We start from the raw sequence: 18,988 nt of genomic DNA on the forward strand, positions 1-18,988 counted from the left end.
CCACCGCGGCGAATTGTTCGCGGCTCGAATTTCATTCTCAAACGGCCTTCAGCCGCAAGCGTAGGATAATCGACAAGATGACTGATCTTGAGCGCGGCTACTCGTCACCGGCGATCCACAGTGCAGACACTTCGATCATTGGCCGCAGCCGCTACTATACTCTCGATGCGATGCGCGGGTTTGCCGCTATATGTGTTGTTGCCACACACTTCCAGGAGAGACACGCACCATCAGCTTATCTGGCGGTCGACTTTTTCTTCGTTCTCAGCGGGTTCATCATTGCCGACATTTACGGGAGACGGCTTTCGCACGGTCTGCCATTCCAGTCATTCATGAAAGCCCGCATCAAACGCCTTTATCCGCTCTATTTGATCGGCGTCCTCGTCGGTCTCACACAGATCATTTTGCTGACGAGTTGGGGACTGCGGGTTCAGAGCGACATTGATCTTCTGGTGTCGACGGCGACGAACACGTTCTTTCTACCTAGTCCGATGTATTTCCTGCAAGCGCATCCAATGCAAGGGATGTTTCCGATCAACGGCCCGGCATGGTCGATGTTTTGGGAATTGCTGGTCAACATAGTCTTCGCACTGTGGCTTTTCCGGCTCCCTGTCCGTGCCCTCTGCGGAGTTGCCGTCGTCTCAGCTGCATTCTTGGTTTTGGTCGGTGCGAACTACGGTATGTTGAATATTGGCTGGGAGTGGCCATCAGCAGTAGGTGGACTGCCGAGGGTGATGTTTTCATTTACCGCAGGTGTTGTCATCTGCCGTCTATTCAACGGCGCATCTGCATGGAGGAGAGGCTGGGCGGCGATGGCGCCATGCCTCCTTTTGCTGATCTGCATCGCAGCCCCGGTTCCGGTCGCGTTGCGGCCATACTACGATCTGATCTTCGCGATTGCCTTGGCGCCGCTCATCGTAACGCTCGGTCTCTTTCTGGAGATGCCTGCAAAAGCAGAAAGGCTAGCGACGTGGATCGGATATATCTCCTATCCCGTCTACATCTTGCATCGAGGTGTGATTGGTGTTTTCAAGCCGTTCGCGGGTTCGATCGGTTTGAATGGCGCTTTCGCATTCCTGGTACTTCTCGGCGCGGTCACGTGTTTCGCTTATGTGACCGCACGTCTCGTAGACAGAGCAACGGCTATACAAGCGCGCCGCGCCGTATAGCGATGACATTCAGCCGTGAGCGCTACGATTATCGCGTGCTAAGGGCAGCAGCCCGATGCGAAAGCTAGCTGCTCTCTTCGGAGGTCGCGAGCGCTTCGGTGGCGGCAATCCTCACGCAACCCTCATCGGCGACCGAATCGAGATCGACCTTCTGCACGCATTCCAAGGCAAAGCCGGTGCGCATTTCTACAGCGACTGCTACCGTCAGCGGCGCAGCAGCGGCCGCAAGGCCGCCTGCGTTTCCGTTAGCAGCTTGAGATAGCGCTCCTTCATCTCGGATGCCGGGACGAGGGCGGCCGGCGCGCCGATATTGATTGCCGCGACCGTTTCGCCGCGATCGTTTTCAACAGGCACGGCAATGGAGCAGAGACCGATTTCCAGCTCCTGATCGATGAGGGCGTAACCCTCAGCGCGCACGCGGCGGAATTCGGCGATGAGTTCCTCTGGATCGGTCTTGGTATTCGCGGTGTTTTGCTTCAGCTCGCTGCGGGCAAGGACGGCGCGCGCCTCGCTCTCGGGAAGCGCCGCAAGCAGCACCCGGCCCATCGAGGCGCAATAAGCGGGCAGGCGGCTGCCGGGGGTGAGATTGATCGACATGACCCGGCGTTGCGAGGCGCGGGCGATATAGACGATTTCGGTGCCGTCCAGCACCGAGGCTGAGGCGCTCTGGCCGGCCTTTTCCGAGAGATGATCGAGATGCGGCTGCAACAGCGCCGGAAGCGGCGTCGCTGCGAGATAGGCATGGCCAAGCCTGAGGATCTTCGGCGTCAGCGTGAAGAACTTGCCGTCATAATCGGCATAGCCGAGCTCGGCGAGCGTCAATAGCGAGCGGCGCACCGTGGCGCGATCAAGCGCCGTCAGCTTCGAAGCCTCGGCGATCGAAAGCCGCTGGCGCGTTTCGCCGAAGGCTTCGATGACCTTCAGGCCGCGGGCAAAGCCGCTGACAAAATCAGTTTCACGCATGTCGATCTCCCTCGTAATGCTATGTGCGATATACGAACAAATGTCAAATAACGCACAAATTTGCTTGCGGCGGCCTCCTGTTGCGCCTTATCTCTGAGGAGGAGGGCGGCACGACTATCTGCCTGATGGAGAACTGGGAGATCGCGCATGGACAAGACAATCGGGAGCACGGCGGAGGCCGTCTCCGAGATCGGTGACGGCGCGATCGTCATGATCGGTGGTTTCGGCGGTTCTGGCGCGCCGATCGAATTGATCCACGCGCTGATCGACAAAGGCCCTAGAAATCTCACCGTGATCAACAACAATGCAGGCAACGGCCGCATCGGGATTGCTGCGATGATCGATGCCGGAATGGTCAGGAAGATGATCTGCTCGTTTCCGCGCTCGTCCGATCCGCGCGCCTTCACCGAAAAGTATCTCGCCGGGGCAATCGAGCTTGAGCTCGTGCCGCAGGGGACGCTTGCCGAGCGCATCCGCGCCGGCGGCGCCGGCATTCCGGCCTTCTACACGCCGACCGGCTATGGAACGGAACTTGCCGAAGGCAAGGTCGTCGCCGAATTCGACGGCCGCCATTATGTGCAGGAGCGCTGGCTGAAAGCCGACTTCGCAATCGTCAAGGCTGCGGTGGGGGATATCCACGGCAACCTCACCTACAACAAGGCCGGCCGCAACTTCAATCCGCTGATGTGCATGGCGGCAGCGAAGACGATCGCCCAGGTCTCGTCGATCGTGCCGGCCGGCGGCATCGATCCCGAGCATGTGGTGACACCCGGCATCTTCGTCGACCGTGTCGTCGCCGTTGCCGATCCCCAGCAAGAAGAAGAGCTCATTCGAGCCGGAGTGGCTTACGCATGACGGTCAACACTCGCGAAGACATCAAACTGTCGAATGCGCAGATCGCCTGGCGCGCTGCGCAGGACATTGCCGACGGCGCCTACGTGAACCTCGGCATCGGCTTTCCCGAAATGGTCGCCCGTTATCAGCCGCCCGGCCGCGAAGCGATCTTCCACACCGAAAACGGCATATTGAATTTCGGCGAGCCGCCGGCCGAAGGCGAGGAGGATTGGGATCTCATCAATGCCGGCAAGAAGGCGGTGACGCTGAAACCGGGTGCCGCCTTCTTCCATCACGCCGACAGTTTCGCCATGGTGCGCGGCGGCCATCTCGATGTCGCCATCCTCGGCGCCTATCAGGTCGCAGAGAATGGCGACCTCGCCAACTGGCGGGTGGGCAGCAAGGGCGTGCCGGCCGTCGGCGGCGCCATGGATCTCGTGCACGGCGCAAAGCAGGTCTGCGTCATCACCGAGCACGTCACCAAGACGGGCGAGCCGAAGCTCGTGGAAAAATGCACCTTTCCGCTGACCGGTGTCGCCTGCATCACCCGCGTCTATACGAGCCATGCAGTCATCGACATCGTCGACGGGCGCTTCGTCCTGCGCGAGAAGCTTGCCGCCATGTCGCAGGAGGAGCTGCAGGCAATGACCGGTGCGCGGTTGCATGTCGAGGAGCCGATCGGCGACCTCGTCGTGCCGAAAATCTGAAGGACAAGCCATGACCGAAGCCTTTATCTGCGACTATATCAGGACGCCGATCGGCCGCTTCGCCGGCTCGCTCTCAGGGGTGCGCGCCGACGATCTCGGCGCCATCCCGCTGAAGGCGCTGATGGAGCGCAACGGCGCCGTCGACTGGGACGCCGTCGACGACGTTATCTTCGGCTGCGCCAACCAGGCGGGCGAGGACAATCGCAACGTCGCGCGCATGTCGGTGCTCTTGGCCGGCCTGCCGGTCGCCGTCCCCGGCACGACGATCAACCGGCTCTGCGGTTCCGGGATGGATGCGGTGATCACGGCGGCACGCGCCATCCGCGCCGGCGAGGCCGAACTGATGATCGCCGGCGGCGTCGAAAGCATGTCGCGCGCGCCCTTCGTCATGCCGAAGGCCGAGACCGCCTTTTCGCGGACGGCCGAAATCCACGACACGACGATCGGCTGGCGCTTCATCAACCCTGTGATGAAGAAGCAATATGGCGTCGATTCCATGCCGGAGACCGGCGAAAACGTCGCCGAGGATTATCATGTCAGCCGCGAGGATCAGGATGCCTTCGCGGTGCGCAGCCAGGCCAAGGCCGCCGCCGCCCAGGCGAGCGGACGATTGGCGAAGGAAATCACCCCGGTCACCATTCCGCAGCGCAAGGGCGATCCCGTCGTCGTCGACAGGGACGAACATCCGCGTGCGACGACGATGGAGGCGCTGGCGAAACTCGCGACCCCCTTCAAAAAGGAAGGCGGCACGGTCACCGCAGGCAATGCCTCCGGCGTCAATGACGGCGCGGCCGCGCTGATCGTCGCTTCGGAAGCGGCGGCGCGGAAATACGGCCTGACGCCGATCGCCCGTATCCTCGGCGGCGCCTCCGCCGCCGTTCCGCCTCGCGTCATGGGCGTCGGCCCGATTCCCGCCTCGCGCAAGCTGATGGCCCGGCTCGGCATGAACCAGGAACAATTCGACGTCATCGAACTCAACGAGGCGTTTGCCAGCCAGGGCCTGGCGGTGCTGCGCGCGCTCGGCATTGCCGATGACGATCAGCGGGTCAACCGCAATGGCGGCGCCATTGCCCTCGGCCATCCCTTGGGCATGTCGGGCGCCCGCATTACCGGCACGGCAGCGCTGGAGCTTGCCGAAGCCCGCGGAAAATACTCGCTGTCGACGATGTGCATTGGCGTCGGGCAGGGGATCGCAATCGCACTGGAAAGGGTTTGAGGGCGCGCACGTCAGATCCTGAGAGACCGCCACATCCCCAACTCCCGGCGCTCCAGCGCCATACCCACCAATCACAGGCACAGATGCTGGGACCGGATGTCTCATTTGGCCGATGCACCAGGGCAGAGTGGTCGCAGGAGAGCCAGGGTACTCGCCGGGGCAGCGTGGCGTCTCAGCCCTCTAACACTCTTTCATGACGCTCGCGCAATGAGTTGAAGACGCTTCCGGGCAGCCTTAATCTCGTATCTTCGAAAAAACGCCGGTTCAACCCGTCGAAGTCTGCATCCGGATCGGCCGTAAGCAAGGCGATCTCGTCAAAGAAATCCAGTTCGGAGTCCGAAAGCGTTGAATTGGGTGCGGGTTGTGAACCCCAAACGTCCCAGGGCAGGACTTCGCGACCGTTGAGGGTGGCGAGGTCGCGGATCAGGTTTCCGGCGATGAACCACAGACCACGAAGCTGCGCGAACTCGATGCCGAACAAGTTCGGATCGAGTTCTCCGGTGCGGCATCTGCGCCAGGCGTCGGACGCGGTCAAGAATTGGTCGCGTGGAACGTCATGGATGTCGAAGCCAATTCCGAGCTTGCGGATGAAAACCTCGTCGAGCTGGCTGTCCAGCAGCGCCCAGCGTCCATCACTCGCGCTCCAGTATTCACAAACCCAGTGATCTTCGAATTTGCCGGGATTAAAGTAGGCGCCGAACCCTCCCCGGCCTCGAGCGGGAACGCCGTGGTGGCGAAGGATTGCGATGGACAGCAACATGTAGTGGCGGCAAATGCCGACCAGGCGCTTCCCGGGCGCCCGGGCACAGGAGAGCGGACGATCGTCAAGCGCCAGCAATGCATCAACCATCTTCTCGATAGGACGGATATGGCTTTCGGCGCGGCGCTCTTCGGGAACCTTGTAACCATAGAGTGGGTCTGCGGCGTGTTCGTAGATCAGCAGAGCCTGCACCGTGCGGGCGACCCCCGATGGATCGGACGGCAGCATATCGAGGAGTGCGGAATGGCGCCCGGGCGCGCTGAAGAGTGAATGCTTCGCATAATGTCGAAGATCGCGATGTTGAGCGCGGTCGTTGTGCTCGCGATGGTTGGAAAGGATTTCGACGTTCATATTACAATCTCCTCGGGGCCAGATGCCGGTTCACTTGTCCTGCCACAGTGTTCAATCGGGTGTTTGATCCGCGTTGCGGAGATTTGAGCGCTGGTTCGTCCGCCGGCGGTGCATTCTCAGGCGAGCATCGCGGCATCACGGCACCGGAGCTTTCGGGAGCCCGCGCGAAAGTCACGGGTGGCGTTGTGGATCTGTGCCAGGCAAGGCGATAGCAGTTGCACTCGCGTATTCGAAAAAGGTCTGAGGCTGGTTACGCGTGGGGTTCCGGCACGTGCCGGCAGATCCGGGTCGGTTGCGCGCCAGATCAGGCTTCTGTAGAAATCGGGCATGCTGATCCGACCTGCAAACAACGAGGACCGAAGTGCCATCTGGCGGATCATCGGCCCGACGATCCGTGCCGGCGAGACCTATGCGCTCGACCGCGATCTCTCGGAAGCCGATGCGCTCGCCTACTGGATGGGGCCGGACCGCGAGACCTTCGTCGCCGAAGAGGGCGGCGTCATCCTCGGCACCTATTATATCAAGGCCAATCAGGCCGGCGGCGGGCGCCATGTCTGCAATTGCGGCTACATGACCGATGCCGCCGCGGCTAGCCGCGGCGTCGCCCGCCGAATGCATGAGCATTCGCTGGCGCACGCCCGCGCGCGGGGCTTTCGCGCCATGCAGTTCAACTTCGTAGTCAGCAGCAATCGCCGCGCCGTCGAGCTGTGGCAATCCCTCGGCTTCGACATCGTCGGCCGGCTGCCTGGCGTTTTCCTTCATCCCACGCAGGGTTACGTCGACGCCTTGGTGATGTTCCGCAATCTCTGAACAGCGCAACGGAAAAAAGATAGGAGGGGCTGTCGAAATCTCAGCGGTTCGAACGTCTTTAGATCGCGAGGCGCAGAGCGCGGCAGGCCGGCCGCATGTGCCCGATCACTTTTTCGGCGCGGGAGGTTATAAAGCCATGAGTGTTTCCTATCGTTGGGTCATCGTCGCCGTCGGCGCTTTGATGTCGTGTGTTGCCATCGGCGCGATGTTCTCGCTGGCGATTTTCCAGGAACCGATCGCGACTGCGACCGGCTGGTCGCATGTCGGCATTGCCAGCGCGATGACGCTGAATTTCATCGTCATGGGCTTCGGCGGCTTTCTCTGGGGGGCGGCCAGCGACCGCTTCGGCCCCCGCATCGTCGTGCTGATCGGCTCCGCACTGCTTGGCTTGGCGCTGGTTCTGGCGAGCCGGGCCGGGACGCTGATAGAATTCCAGCTGACCTACGGCCTCCTCGTCGGACTGGCCGCCAGCGCTTTCTTCGCGCCGATGATCGCGGCGACGACTGCCTGGTTCGATGTGAACCGCGGGCTTGCCGTGTCGCTCGTCTCCGCCGGCATGGGGGTGGCGCCGATGACGATTTCGCCTTTCGCCCGCTGGCTGATCTCGGCCTATGAATGGCGCCCCGCCATGCTGATCATCGGCATTGCCACCTGGGTGCTGCTGGTGCCTGCCGCCCTGCTGGTCCGGCGCCCGCCTGCCGAGAGCGTCGATGCCGGCACCGAGTTTGCCGCGGAGGGCGCCCGGCCGCAGCTGTCGAAAGTCTTCCGCTCGCCGCAATTCATCGTGCTCGGCCTCACCTTCTTTGCCTGCTGTGCGGCGCATTCCGGCCCGATCTTCCACATGGTAAATTATGCGACGATCTGCGGCGTCGCACCGATGGCGGCCGTCAGCATCTACAGTGTCGAAGGCCTGGCGGGCCTTGGCGGTCGGCTGCTCTATGGCAGCCTCGCCGACCGGATCGGCGTGAAGCCGGTGCTCGTTGCCGGCCTGCTGGTGCAGGCGGCGGCGCTCGCGACCTATCTCCTGGTCAGCGAATTGACGGAGTTCTATGCGCTCGCCGTCGTCTTCGGGAGTGCCTATGGCGGCGTGATGCCGCTCTATGCGGTGCTGGCGCGGGAATATTTCGGCCAGCGCATCATCGGCACTGTCCTTGGCGCGGCGACTATGCTCTCCAGCCTCGGCATGGCCTTCGGCCCTCTCATCGGCGGCTGGATATTCGATACTTTCGCCAATTATTCCTGGCTGTTCATCGGCTCGGCCATGGTCGGACTCGGCGCGGCGGCGATCGCGCTTGCTTTTCCGCCTCTTGCCAGGCGGGAGCCGCAGCCGGCTTTCGGTGTGTCTTCCTAACAATTTCTTCCAAGGTCCAGTGAACGTCCTCCGGCGGGCATCGGCGATGATGCCCGCTGAGAGAAATTCGAGGTGTCGCAAGGACCTCGGCTCTCGCCATTTCGTGCATTGCCCTTCTTAGATTTCGGCTGGTAGACTTCCCCTGCCTGTTTCATCACCTATGTCTCTGTTTTTCCGGGAGGCGTCATAGCCATGACAGAACTTGCTCAAATGCTCTCATCCATCAAATTGCCGGATCTATCAGGCAAGGCGGTGCTGATCACGGGCGCCTCGACTGGGATTGGGGCGGCGGTTGCCCGCGCCTTTGCGGCGCAAGGCGCCAAGGTGGGCGTGCATTACAACGCCAGCCGCGAGCCGGCGGAGAAGCTCGGCGAAGAGATCCGGGCTGCTGGCGGCACGGTGCATCTGATCCAGGGCGACGTGTCGCGGGAAGGGGAGACCGAGCGTGTCGTCGAGGAGACGGCCAAGACCTTCGGCCATCTCGACGGGCTGATCAACAATGCCGGCGGCATGCTGGGGCGCAAGCCGACCTCGGAATATACCGACGCCCATTATGCCGCCGTCATGGACCTCAATGCCCGCTCGGTGCTGGCGGCGACGCGTGCCGCCCATCCCTGGTTGAAGAAGCAGGGCGGCTTCATCATCAACACCACCTCGATCGCCGCACGCAACGGCGGCGGCAATGGCGCGGTCCTCTACGCCGCCTCCAAGGGCTTCGTCTCGACGATCACGCGCGGCCATGCCAAGGAGTTCATCGCCGACAGGATCCGCGTCAACGCCGTGGCTCCGGGTGTGATCGCCACGCCCTTCCACGAGCGTTATACCAATGACGAGCAGATGGAGCTGCAACGCAGGTCGATCCCGATGGGCTTCGTCGGCACATCGGAGGATTGCGTTGGGGCCTATCTCTTCCTCGCTTCGCCGACGCTCTCGGGCTACATCACCGGCCAGGTCATCGAGGTCAACGGCGGCCAGCTGATGCCGTAAACGCTTCGATCGGCAAACGACGGCGTTCGCTTTTCCCCTACGGAACTTTCGAACCACCTTCACGTTTCCCGCTTGGTCTTTTCATCAAGCGGGGCGCCATGAGCTTTTCATTTTCGGAACTCGACTTCCTCAAGCCGGAGCTGGGGGCGGAGTATACGGGTTCCGGTACTCATTTTGCCGTCTTCTCTGCGCATGCCGAACAGATCGAGCTCTGCCTGTTTTCCCCTGACGGAAAGGATGAGATCGCCCGGCTGCCCTTGCCCAAACGCGAGGGCGACATCTGGTCGGGCTATATAGCCGGTATCGGACCGGGCACCGTATACGGCTATCGCGCCCATGGCCCCTATGATCCCAGTGCCGGCCATCGCTTCAACCCGAACAAGCTGCTGCTCGACCCCTATGCCAAGCAGGTGACGGGCGAGCTGCAATGGCATGATGCGCTGTTCGGCTATCGGATCGGCGAGGACGATCTTTCCTTCGACGACCGTGACAGCGCGCCCTTCATGGTCAAGGGCGTCGTGCAGGATCCGGATTTCGACTGGGCGGGTGAAGAGGCGATCCGGCGGCCCTGGCCGGATACCATTATCTACGAGGCGCATGTGCGCGGCCTGACGATGACGCATCCGAAAGTGCCCGACCGGCTGCGCGGCACCTTTCTCGGCATGTGCAGCGATCCGATCATCGACCACCTCATCAAGCTCGGTGTCTCGGCGATCGAGCTGCTGCCGATCCAGTATTTCGTCGACGACCGCTATCTCCTGGAAAAAAGGCTAAGGAACTATTGGGGCTATCAGACGCTCGGCTTCTTCGCGCCGCAATCGCGCTATCTCTCGAGTGACAAGATCACCGAAATCAAGACCATGGTAAAGAGGTTCCATGCGGCCGGCATTGAGGTCATCATGGACGTGGTCTACAACCATACGGCCGAAGGCAGCGAGAAAGGGCCGACGCTCTCCTTCCGCGGGCTCGACAATGCGAGTTATTACATCCTCTCTCCCGATGATCCCCGCCATACCTTCGATACGACGGGAACCGGCAACACGCTGAATGTCGCCAATCCCATGGTGATGCGCATGGTGCTCGACAGCCTGCGCTATTGGGTCGGCGTCATGCATATCGACGGTTTCCGTTTCGATCTTGCCAGCACACTCGGGCGACAGGATCTGGAATTCGACCGCCAGGGGCTGTTCTTTGGCGCCATTCGCCAGGATCCGATCCTTGCCGGCGTCAAGCTGATCGCCGAGCCCTGGGATATCGGCGCGGGCGGGTATCAGGTCGGCGGTTTCCCCCATCCCTTCCGCGAGTGGAACGACAAGTTCCGCGACGACGTGCGCCGTTTCTGGAAGGGCGACGGCGGCATGGTGTCGGAGCTGGCGGCGCGCATCACCGGCTCGGCGCCGCAATTCAATCACTCCGATCGGGGCGCGACCTCCTCGATCAATCTTCTGTCGGCCCATGACGGCTTCACGCTGATGGATACGGTTTCCTTCGACGGCAAGCACAACGAGGCGAACGGCGAGGATAATCGGGACGGTCATTCGGACAATCATTCCGACAATATGGGCGTCGAGGGCGCCACCGATAATGCTGACATCAACGCGGCGCGTGCACGCCGCCGCCGCAACATGATGGCGACGCTGATGCTCTCCCAGGGTGTGCCGATGATCCTGGCCGGCGACGAGCTTGGCAACAGCCAGGGCGGCAACAACAACGCCTATTGCCAGGACAATGAGACCGGCTGGACGGGTTGGGATGGGCTCGAGGATCCCTTCCTCGATTTCTGCAGGCAGGCGGTCGCCTTCCGCAAAGCCCATCCCGTCCTGCGCCAGGAGCGGTTCCTGACCGGTGAGACCAGCGAGGACGGGCGGATCGAGATCGCCTGGTACAAGCCGGACGGCAATTTCATGGACGATGCGGCCTGGAACGACGATGGATTGCAGGTCCTCGGCGTGTACTTCTCGAAGAGCGTGCACGCACTCGATACGGAGAAGATGGATGACCTCTTCCTCGTCTTCAACGCCGGCGGTGATTGCGAAGTTCATCTGCCCATCGTGAACGGACTGAAACAGTGGTCACGGGTTCTCGACACCGGGGCTGAGACCGGTGCTTTCGACGTGCACGACGAGGTCAATCCCGTCATGGTCTATACCCAGAGCGTGGCCGTCTTCGCGCCGACAGGCCAGACCCAACCGCCGGAAGGGGCGACCAAAGCCCAGCGGCGCCGGTGGTTTCAGCTCGGCCGCTGGGGCAAATAGCAGGTCGTCAACAGCATGAATGCCGAAACAATTACCGAACTTGGCCTGATCTATGTCAGCGATACCGAACCGGGCATCCGCAGGCGAAGGAAAGGCAAGGGCTTCAGCTATGTGATGCCTGACGGTACAACGCTTTCCGATGAATCACAGCGGGCGCGCATCGGCGCGCTCGGACTTCCGCCAGCCTACGAGAATGTCTGGATCTGTCTCTACGAGAACGGTCATCTGCAGGCGACCGGCATAGACGCGCGCGGGCGAAAACAATACCGCTATCACAAGGACTGGCAATCGTTCCGCAGCGCCGGGAAGTTCTACCAGCTTATCGAATTCGGTCAGGCACTGCCCAAGATCCGCCGCACCGTCCTGCGGCATCTCGACACCGGTGCCGAGGATGTCAACGGCGTGCTGGCGGCTCTGACGACACTGCTCGACGAGGCGCATCTGCGGGTCGGCAATCAGGCCTATGTTAGGGAGAACGGCACCTATGGCGCAACGACCCTGCTGAAGCGACATCTGAAAATCGTCGACGGGCGGATCGAGCTCAAATTCCGGGCCAAGGGCGGCAAGCGCGTGCAGCGCAGCCTCAAGCATCCGAGGCTACAGAAAATCCTGGAAGAAATTTCCGACCTTCCCGGCCGCCAGCTCTTCGTCTGGAAGGATGACAGCGGCGCGCTGAAACCGGTCGATTCTGGCCGGCTGAATGCCTATCTGGCCGAAATATCGGGGGTTCCGATTTCCGCCAAGACCTTCCGCACTTGGGCTGGATCGCTGGCGGCCTTCGGTCTGGCCCGCGAAAGGATCGTCGGCGGCGGCCGGCCGACGGTGAAGGAAATGTCGGAGGCTGCGGCCGAGGCGCTGCACAATACGCCGGCGATCTCACGCTCGAGCTATATCCATCCGGCAATCATCGCGCTCGCCGGCAATGATCATCCTTTGATCGAGGGCGGCAGCGAGCCGCTGCGGGGCCTGCGGGCTGAAGAAAACAGGCTGCTTGATTTCCTCATACGCGAGACCGAACTGAACTCTTCAGCTCCCGGCGTCTAGCTCCGGATAGCGTCTGAAAATCCCTTCCTCGTTGAAGGCGAGGCGGCGAGGGGAGGCGAGATAACGGGCGATGTTCGGGCGCTTCGCCACCGCATCATGCAGGGCAAGGAGAGCGGGATATTCGGCCTTGCTCTTCTTCATGGCTTTGGGAAAGGCGTAGGTGAGGCCCTCGATCATTTGGAAAAGCGAAAGGTCGACATAGGTGAGCGCATTGCCCACCATGTGATTGGGGCCTTGCGGATTTCGCGTCAGCACGCGCTCGAAATAACCCAGGAATTTAGGAATGCGGTCCCGGATGAAGGCAGACGAGCGGGCTTTGGCTTCCTGCTTCTGGTCTTCGTAATAAAGCGATAGGTCGATCGGGTGGTGCGTATCGTGCGCTTCGGCGACGAAATCGGTGATGGTGAGCTGCAGGCCGTTGGCGACAAAGCGAAGGCTTTCGTCCTCCGGCGCAAGGCCGAGCTTCGGTCCAAGGTAAAACAGGATGTTGGCGACGTGCGGGATGAGGAGGTCGCCGTCCTTCAGGAAGGGCGGAGCGAAGGGAATGTGCGGCTCGCCTTCGCTCTTCATGATCTCGAGCATGGCGCCTGTTCCCCGGCCTGGCTGACGCGTGACGTCGACGTAGTCGGCGCCGGCTTCCTCCAGCGCCAAGCGCACGAATTCGCCGCGGCCCTGAATGCCGTCCCAATAATAAAGCTCATATGCCATGCTCAATGCCTCGGTTGACGACCGAAGTCTTTTCGCAGTTCGTCCTTGGTCTTTTCAAGGGTGCCGCGCCGCTTTTTCGACAGCTGCTCGCCGGCGCGGTTGATGTAGAAAGTCAGCATCGACATGGCAGCGCGAAACGGGCTCGACCTGCGGCGATCGCTATGCTCGGCGGAGTGCTTGATCGACCGGGCAATTTTCTTCGGATCGTCCGATTTGAACACGCCTTCCTTGAGATCCATCGCGTTGCTGTGTTCGGTTACGTCCTGCGACCATTTCTTTTTCGATTTGGTCATGGCGAAAATTCCTTTTGCCGGACGGGCTGGCGATAGGCTGACGCCTGCCGATCCTCGATTCCAGAGTTGAAGCATGATGCCGGGCGAGACGCTTACACCCTTCGGCACATGCTTAGTGGTGGCTATGGTGCTCGTTGCGTTTGCGTGTCGCGGCCGCCTTCTTAGCGGAAGCGGAACGTTCCTCCTTCGAGCGTGCGGCGGATGCAGCACCGCCGGCCCGACCTCCCTTTCTGGAGGATTCATGCGTATCCTTGTTGCCGCGGCCGGAACCGGATTTGTTGCCGCCCCCGCTTTCCTTGTTGACCGTCGCCCAGGCGCGCCGTTCGGCTTCCTTTTCGGAGACGCCACGCTCCTCGTAGCTCTCCTCGATGTGTTCGGCCTTGCGTTTCTGCTTGTCGGTATAGTCGGATTTGTCTCCTCGCGGCATCTTCGCCTCCTGTCGTTGCAAAGCGATCGAACGCGGTTTGTAAGAGAATCCAACCGGTGCCGAGAGGAAAAGTTCCCTACAGCATCGGCCCGACAATCGCGATCATTGCCTGTAAGTCCGGTGCGTAGATTAAAGAGCGAAGGCGCCGAATTCGGCGCCCGTCAGCGTAACGCCGGCATCGACGACATCTGGGTGAGACGTTCGACATCGGGCTCGATGGTGATAGCGGCGCCCGCCTGGTTGACCACTGCAAGCGCCTCCGATTTGGCGCGCAGTTCTTCCAGCGCCAGCTTCTCGCCGCGCTTGGCGGCTACCTGGTCGGTGACGTCGAGGGTCGCGCAGAGGATGCCGGCGATGGCGCCGTCATCGTCGCGCAGCGGCGTATAGGAGAAGGTGAACCAAGTATCCTCGGTGCGGCCGTCCCGGCGCATCGGGATGAGCAGCTCTTTGAAGAGCCGCGGCCTGCCTTTGAGCGTGCTGGCGACGATGGGCGAGAACTGTTCCCAGATATCCGCCCAAACCTCCCCGCCCGGTATTCAGTGCTTTGTCATCAGGCCAAGTTCAGTGCTCTGTTTGCTGCTCGGCGACGACGCTCGCGAGCACCTCGTCGCTGCCGTTAGGGTAGATGGGAAGATCGAGCGTCACCGCCTCTTTCAACCCGTCGCGCTCGATCGTGAAGAACTTCCGAATACGCCCTTCACCGTTCTGCTCGCCGGACGGTTTTGCCGCTCTCGTCGAAACCAGACTGCGCTCAAAGCCCGCGGCGTCGATCCCGGCGAAGGCCATCGTGCAGCTCTCGACGGCCTTCTCGCCGACCATACCCCTTCCAACGACCAGGGCTTCGAAGGGCGCCGCGCTGCCCGTCCCGGTGATCCAGCCGTCGAATGACACGGGCTCCGAAAGAGGCAAAATGCTCAACACCATGTCGGCAGCAAGCGACGGCCACTCGTTTCGGTGCGCGAGAGCGGCCGAGCGATCGTACTGCGGCCCGCGGTCCAGGCAGCGGTCGGCGAAGCGGTCGAACGAAGACAGACCATCGTCGGCCAGGCCCTCGGTGAGAGGCCCGAAGGCAATCGCCGCCGAGACGAGTATAGTCTGAAGTCTTCGCATCGCTCTGATCCTCATCGCGCGTTCAGCCAGTTCGCTATCTCGCCCGCGGCAACGGCGATGAGCACGAGGCCAGCCACACCGGACGTCGCGCGCGAGAAGGAGGCAAGCAATTGCGGATGCCTTCTCATCAGATAGGAGATGCTGTCCCGGAAGACCATGGCGAGCAGGGCGACCGCCGACAAGGTCAGGGCGACGCCCATCACCATCGTGGCGGCGAACAGCAAGCCGGTGACGACGACTTGGTGGATCATCGCGAAGGTCATCACGAACAAGGTAAGCGGGCATGGCACCAGGCCGGCGGCAAATCCCATCAGCAGGCCTTCACCCTGAGCGTGCGAGTGGCTATGCCGGAGGAGCGCGGTCAGCACCATCCAGAGACCGATGACGCCCAGCAGCCCGCGGCTGACGGCCTCGAGTGCCGGAGACGAGCCGGCGTCGATGAAGGAGCGCGATACCAAGGGAAGGGCGAGCAGCGCGATCACCACGGCCATCGTGACATGGGTGAATGACAGCGCGAGCGACACCAGGAGCGCCCGATGCGCTTTTGCGGACGAGCCCGCCAGATAGGTGGCGAGCACCGATTTGCTGTGGCCGGGGGTCATCGCATGGACGGCCCCGAAGACCACTCCCATCGGCAGGAATGCCAGAAACGATGCCCAGCCGCCACCCGCAGCGAAGTCCTTCATATGGACCGCAAAGCCCAGGTAGATTTCCCGCTGGATGTCGATGATCTGCTGAAACATCAGGCCAGCCCCGTTGTCACCGCTGCAAGCACCAGGTATCGCCCCACTTTGGCGACACTCACCAACAGCAGGAAGGTCGGCAGGGGCTCCCGCAAGAGACCGGCTACGACCGTAATCGGGTCGCCGACGATTGGCAGCCAGCTTGCGAGCAGCGACCATTTGCCGAAGCGACGATACCATAGCTGCGCCCGGTCGAGGGCCGTCGGTCCGACTGGAAACCACCCTTTCTCCCGAAAGCGTTCGATGCCGCAACCGAGCAGCCAGTTCCCCAGCGCACCGAGTACATTGCCGAGACTGGCGACGACGAGCAGCCAGAAGATAGGGAACTTCTTGGACAGGAGGAGGCCGACCAGAACGGCTTCCGACTGCATCGGCATGATCGTCGCAGCCCCGAAGGCGGTGGCGAACAATCCCAGATAGGCCAGCAGGTCCGCCATGCCGTCAAAGATATTTCGTGATCGTCTTGAACTCGTCGATCGACTGCCGCTTGTCACGGGGGAGGGCGCCGACGGTCTCTTCGAGGCAATGGTCGAGATGGTCCTGGATCAGAATGCGCTTGGCGTTGACGATTGCCTTCTCGACGGCGGAGAGTTGCTGCGCGATGTCGAGGCACGGCTTGCCACCCTCGATCATCGCGATGACGCTTCGGAGATGGCCTTCGGCCCGCTTCAGGCGCTTGACGATCTCCGGGTGGGTGGCGTGGGTGTGCGGTTCGCTCATCGTGTCCATGTTCCCGATCCTTCCAAGGGGAAGGCGGCTCGACCTTACGCCGACGACCCACCCCGGGACAAGTCAATGATGAGGGCCTTCAGGCTCTTTCATCTGGAAGGGAAGATCGTCGATCTCGACGCCCGCCATCAGCTTCAACACTGCGTCGAACTCGTGCGGTTCGGCCGGGGCGACGGCGCTCATCAGAGCATGATGATCAGTCGGCGAAGGAAGAAGCGGCAGCCGTTCGACGCTGCCGTCGCGGGCGATCTCCACCACGGCCTCGAGTCCCTTGACGTGCTTGGAAATCGAAAGGCGCATACGCTCGCCGTGCGGCGTGTCGACCATCTCCAGCAGTCCGGTCGCCAATCGGGAACTCACCGTGAACGGAGCGGGCGCGTAATGATGGCCGCCTGCGGCATGTGTCGGCCGGTGATGATGCTCGCGCGCCGCGGAAGACGCAGCCGGGGTCGCGCCGCCGTCGTCGAACTGGATGGTGGCGTTTCCAAGCGAGGGCAGATGTCCCTGCAACTCGCGGCGCAGGGCGGACGCGATGGCGTTCGCCTCCGAAACGTTCTTCGACCGATCGACTGCGATGACCACGTCGGTAAAGAGCTTGTGGCCAAGCCAGCGGGCCTTTACGTCGACGACCTCGTCGATACCCCTGACGTGTTCGGCTGCATGACGGATCTCGTCCGTGATCCACGGTTCGACGCCGTCGAGGCTGCGGGTGACGACGGCCCTCCCGGATTGCCAGACGATCCCGAAGATCGCCAGCGTGATCAGCAAACCGATGATGGGGTCGGCAAGCGGGAAGCCCAGCCAGACGCCAAGCGCGCCGAGCACGACCGCTAGGCTCGTCAGGCCGTCGGTGCGGGCATGGTAACCGTCGGCAATCAGCGCTGCGCTGCTCATCTCGCGACCCACCCTGATGCGGAACACCGCAACTGCCTCATTGCCAACGAAGCCGACGACGCCTGCGATTGCGACCGCCGCGAGTTGGGTGATTGGCTGCGGATTCAACAGACGGTCAATCGCTTCATAGCCGGCGACGAGCGCGCTAAAGAGGATGATGAGAACGATAATCAGGCCGGCGTAGTCCTCGACGCGGCCGAGGCCATAGTTGAAAGTCTTCGTCGCCGCCCGACGGACGAGCGAGAAGGCGATCCACAGCGGAATGGCCGTCGCGGCGTCGCCGACATTGTGGATGGTGTCCGCAAGAAGCGCGACGCTGCCCGAATAGAAGACGACGACCAACTGCAGCGCTGCGGTGATCGCCAGAATGACGAATGACCATTTGATGGCCCAGATGCCGCGCTCCGACGAGGCGATGCTCGGGTCGACGACGCCGTGCGTGTGGCCGTGTCCGCCCTCACCATGCGAGTGCCCATGCGCCCCGTGGACGCGCGAATGCGCCTGGCCCGCCTGGCCGAAGTCGAACAATTCCTTGATAGTCGAAAGCATTTGCCTGCTCCAGGTTCAAAATTTGCCAATCCTATCCTCCTGGAGGGGATAAATCAAGTTCGAACACCGCAGCCGACTCGTAATCCGTTACATGCAGGTGCCGGCGGTTTATGTACTTCCAGGCGATGGTATCGTGGCTTCTCTCATCTGGTTCGAAAACCCCTTCCTCCTTGTCGGCGAGACGTCACTCCATCTCGAGCCGCTGCTCGGCAATCTGAAGAGGATGTGGAAGCACAAGCATCGACCCGGGCTAACGGCAAGCTATCCGAGGAGGGTGCTCCACGCCATGGCGATGCCGAACGTGAGGATGGCGCCTGCAAAAACACTGTTGAGCGCAGATTGATAGGGCCTAAGGTGGTGCACAAGGTTGCAGCCAAGGACGGCGCCGAACGCGCCTCCCGCGATGAAGACCGCGGCCAGCGGCCAGTCGACGAGGCCTGAGATGGAATAGGTGGCAGCCGTCGTCGAACCGAACGCCACGATCGCGACCAAAGAGGTCGACACCGCATTGATCGTCGGCATTCCGGTGGAAAACACCAGGCCGGGGACGATCAGGAAGCCACCGCCTATTCCGAAAAAGCCGGAGACGACGCCGCACCCACCACCGATCGCAAGAACCTTGGTGGTGTTCCGACGTTCGAAGACGCAGCTATTTTCGCTGCCGGCGCTTATTCGACGCAGCATCAAGATGGCGATGGCGATCATCAGCCCCGAGAAATACAAAAGCAGATGCTTCCCATCGAGCATCTTTCCGATCGATGCGCCGAGCAGCGCCCCAACGATCCCAGTCGCGCAGTAAAGTCCCGCATACCGCCATATCACCGTTCCTCGGCGCGCGTGCATGACCAGGCTGATCAACGCATTCGAAGCAACGGCAACGGCGCTGGTGGCAATGGCGGTATGGGCGTCGGTCAGTCCTACGGCATGAACAAGAAGCGGGACTGCAAGGATGGAGCCGCCACCGCCCAAAAGGGCGAGGGTGAAACCAACCAAGGCGCCGCTGAGGGTCCCCATGCTATATTGAAAAAGATCTAGCGCCATTTTTCAGGATCCTGCTTGAGGACAGAATGTTCAGTCAGCGGACGAGG

20 protein-coding genes and 1 pseudogene are annotated in these 18,988 nt (G+C 61.8%); 9 read left to right on the forward strand and 12 right to left on the reverse strand.

Features of this window, described 5'->3' with window-relative positions:
• Positions 1-77: 77 nt before the first annotated feature.
• Positions 78-1,169: an acyltransferase family protein gene (locus RHE_RS25055; RefSeq protein WP_042119876.1), complete on the forward strand. Its 1,092-nt coding sequence runs from the start codon at positions 78-80 to the stop codon at positions 1,167-1,169.
• Positions 1,170-1,373: 204 nt separating this feature from the next.
• On the opposite strand, the gene RHE_RS25060 is transcribed toward RHE_RS25055, so the two are convergent.
• A complete protein-coding gene (locus tag RHE_RS25060; RefSeq protein ID WP_011428054.1) occupies positions 1,374-2,132 on the reverse strand; it encodes an IclR family transcriptional regulator domain-containing protein in 759 nt (252 codons plus the stop codon).
• Positions 2,133-2,279: 147 nt separating this feature from the next.
• On the opposite strand from RHE_RS25060, the gene RHE_RS25065 reads away from it, so the two are divergent.
• From RHE_RS25065 to pcaF, 3 genes are read left to right on the forward strand one after another with little or no spacing between them, the layout of a single operon-like run.
• Complete coding sequence (locus tag RHE_RS25065; RefSeq protein ID WP_011428055.1) at positions 2,280-2,987, forward strand: 3-oxoacid CoA-transferase subunit A; 708 nt, start codon at positions 2,280-2,282, stop codon at positions 2,985-2,987.
• A complete protein-coding gene (locus tag RHE_RS25070) occupies positions 2,984-3,673 on the forward strand; it encodes a CoA transferase subunit B (protein WP_011428056.1) in 690 nt (229 codons plus the stop codon). The genes RHE_RS25065 and RHE_RS25070 overlap by 4 nt, the downstream gene beginning before the upstream one ends.
• Before the next feature lie 10 nt (positions 3,674-3,683).
• Positions 3,684-4,889, forward strand: coding sequence for a 3-oxoadipyl-CoA thiolase (pcaF, locus tag RHE_RS25075; RefSeq protein WP_011428057.1), 1,206 nt, complete (start codon positions 3,684-3,686; stop codon positions 4,887-4,889).
• A gap of 172 nt (positions 4,890-5,061) precedes the next feature.
• Here the strand turns inward: pcaF and RHE_RS25080 are convergent, their stop codons facing one another.
• On the reverse strand, positions 5,062-6,000 hold the full coding sequence (locus RHE_RS25080; protein WP_011428058.1) for a transglutaminase domain-containing protein: 939 nt from the start codon (positions 5,998-6,000) through the stop codon (positions 5,062-5,064).
• A gap of 327 nt (positions 6,001-6,327) precedes the next feature.
• Between RHE_RS25080 and RHE_RS25085 the strand changes: the two genes are divergently transcribed.
• The 5 genes from RHE_RS25085 to RHE_RS25105 all read left to right on the forward strand — a co-directional run bounded on the left by RHE_RS25085 (position 6,328) and on the right by RHE_RS25105 (position 12,447).
• On the forward strand, positions 6,328-6,810 hold the full coding sequence (locus RHE_RS25085; RefSeq protein WP_011428059.1) for a GNAT family N-acetyltransferase: 483 nt from the start codon (positions 6,328-6,330) through the stop codon (positions 6,808-6,810).
• Positions 6,811-6,946: 136 nt separating this feature from the next.
• Positions 6,947-8,161, forward strand: coding sequence for an MFS transporter (locus RHE_RS25090; protein WP_011428060.1), 1,215 nt, complete (start codon positions 6,947-6,949; stop codon positions 8,159-8,161).
• A 192-nt stretch (positions 8,162-8,353) separates the two neighbouring features.
• Positions 8,354-9,148 (forward strand): SDR family NAD(P)-dependent oxidoreductase, encoded by a 795-nt coding sequence (locus RHE_RS25095; protein WP_011428061.1) that lies wholly within the window; start codon positions 8,354-8,356, stop codon positions 9,146-9,148.
• A 98-nt stretch (positions 9,149-9,246) separates the two neighbouring features.
• Positions 9,247-11,403, forward strand: coding sequence for a glycogen debranching protein GlgX (gene glgX / locus RHE_RS25100; protein ID WP_011428062.1), 2,157 nt, complete (start codon positions 9,247-9,249; stop codon positions 11,401-11,403).
• Positions 11,404-11,418: 15 nt separating this feature from the next.
• Entirely contained in the window at positions 11,419-12,447 is a 1,029-nt protein-coding gene (locus tag RHE_RS25105; protein ID WP_011428063.1) for a DNA topoisomerase IB, read from the forward strand.
• On the opposite strand, the gene RHE_RS25110 is transcribed toward RHE_RS25105, so the two are convergent.
• The 10 genes and pseudogenes from RHE_RS25110 to RHE_RS25155 all read right to left on the reverse strand — a co-directional run bounded on the left by RHE_RS25110 (position 12,430) and on the right by RHE_RS25155 (position 18,941).
• On the reverse strand, positions 12,430-13,155 hold the full coding sequence (locus RHE_RS25110; RefSeq protein WP_011428064.1) for a glutathione S-transferase: 726 nt from the start codon (positions 13,153-13,155) through the stop codon (positions 12,430-12,432). The two genes, RHE_RS25105 and RHE_RS25110, sit on opposite strands and share 18 nt — an antisense overlap.
• Positions 13,156-13,157: 2 nt before the next feature.
• Positions 13,158-13,448, reverse strand: a complete 291-nt coding sequence (locus RHE_RS25115; RefSeq protein WP_042119879.1) for a DUF3175 domain-containing protein — start codon at positions 13,446-13,448, stop codon at positions 13,158-13,160.
• A 112-nt stretch (positions 13,449-13,560) separates the two neighbouring features.
• Complete coding sequence (locus RHE_RS25120) at positions 13,561-13,875, reverse strand: hypothetical protein (RefSeq protein WP_011428066.1); 315 nt, start codon at positions 13,873-13,875, stop codon at positions 13,561-13,563.
• 138 nt (positions 13,876-14,013) lie between these two features.
• Positions 14,014-14,408: pseudogene (locus RHE_RS25125) on the reverse strand (PAS domain-containing protein); the annotation flags it as partial.
• A 28-nt stretch (positions 14,409-14,436) separates the two neighbouring features.
• Positions 14,437-14,985: a hypothetical protein gene (locus RHE_RS25130; RefSeq protein WP_011428068.1), complete on the reverse strand. Its 549-nt coding sequence runs from the start codon at positions 14,983-14,985 to the stop codon at positions 14,437-14,439.
• Between the two features lie 11 nt (positions 14,986-14,996).
• Positions 14,997-15,728: a HoxN/HupN/NixA family nickel/cobalt transporter gene (locus RHE_RS25135; protein WP_011428069.1), complete on the reverse strand. Its 732-nt coding sequence runs from the start codon at positions 15,726-15,728 to the stop codon at positions 14,997-14,999.
• A complete protein-coding gene (locus tag RHE_RS25140) occupies positions 15,728-16,165 on the reverse strand; it encodes a YqaA family protein (RefSeq protein WP_042119880.1) in 438 nt (145 codons plus the stop codon). The genes RHE_RS25135 and RHE_RS25140 overlap by 1 nt, the downstream gene beginning before the upstream one ends.
• Positions 16,166-16,169: 4 nt before the next feature.
• Positions 16,170-16,457: a metal-sensing transcriptional repressor gene (locus RHE_RS25145; RefSeq protein ID WP_011428071.1), complete on the reverse strand. Its 288-nt coding sequence runs from the start codon at positions 16,455-16,457 to the stop codon at positions 16,170-16,172.
• A 63-nt stretch (positions 16,458-16,520) separates the two neighbouring features.
• Entirely contained in the window at positions 16,521-17,900 is a 1,380-nt protein-coding gene (locus RHE_RS25150) for a cation diffusion facilitator family transporter (protein WP_011428072.1), read from the reverse strand.
• A gap of 261 nt (positions 17,901-18,161) precedes the next feature.
• The gene (locus tag RHE_RS25155; protein ID WP_011428073.1) at positions 18,162-18,941 is read right to left on the reverse strand and encodes a sulfite exporter TauE/SafE family protein; all 780 of its coding nucleotides are present in this window, start codon (positions 18,939-18,941) and stop codon (positions 18,162-18,164) included.
• Positions 18,942-18,988: the final 47 nt, after the last annotated feature.

The organism is Rhizobium etli CFN 42, from assembly GCF_000092045.1.
GTDB lineage: Bacteria > Pseudomonadota > Alphaproteobacteria > Rhizobiales > Rhizobiaceae > Rhizobium > Rhizobium etli.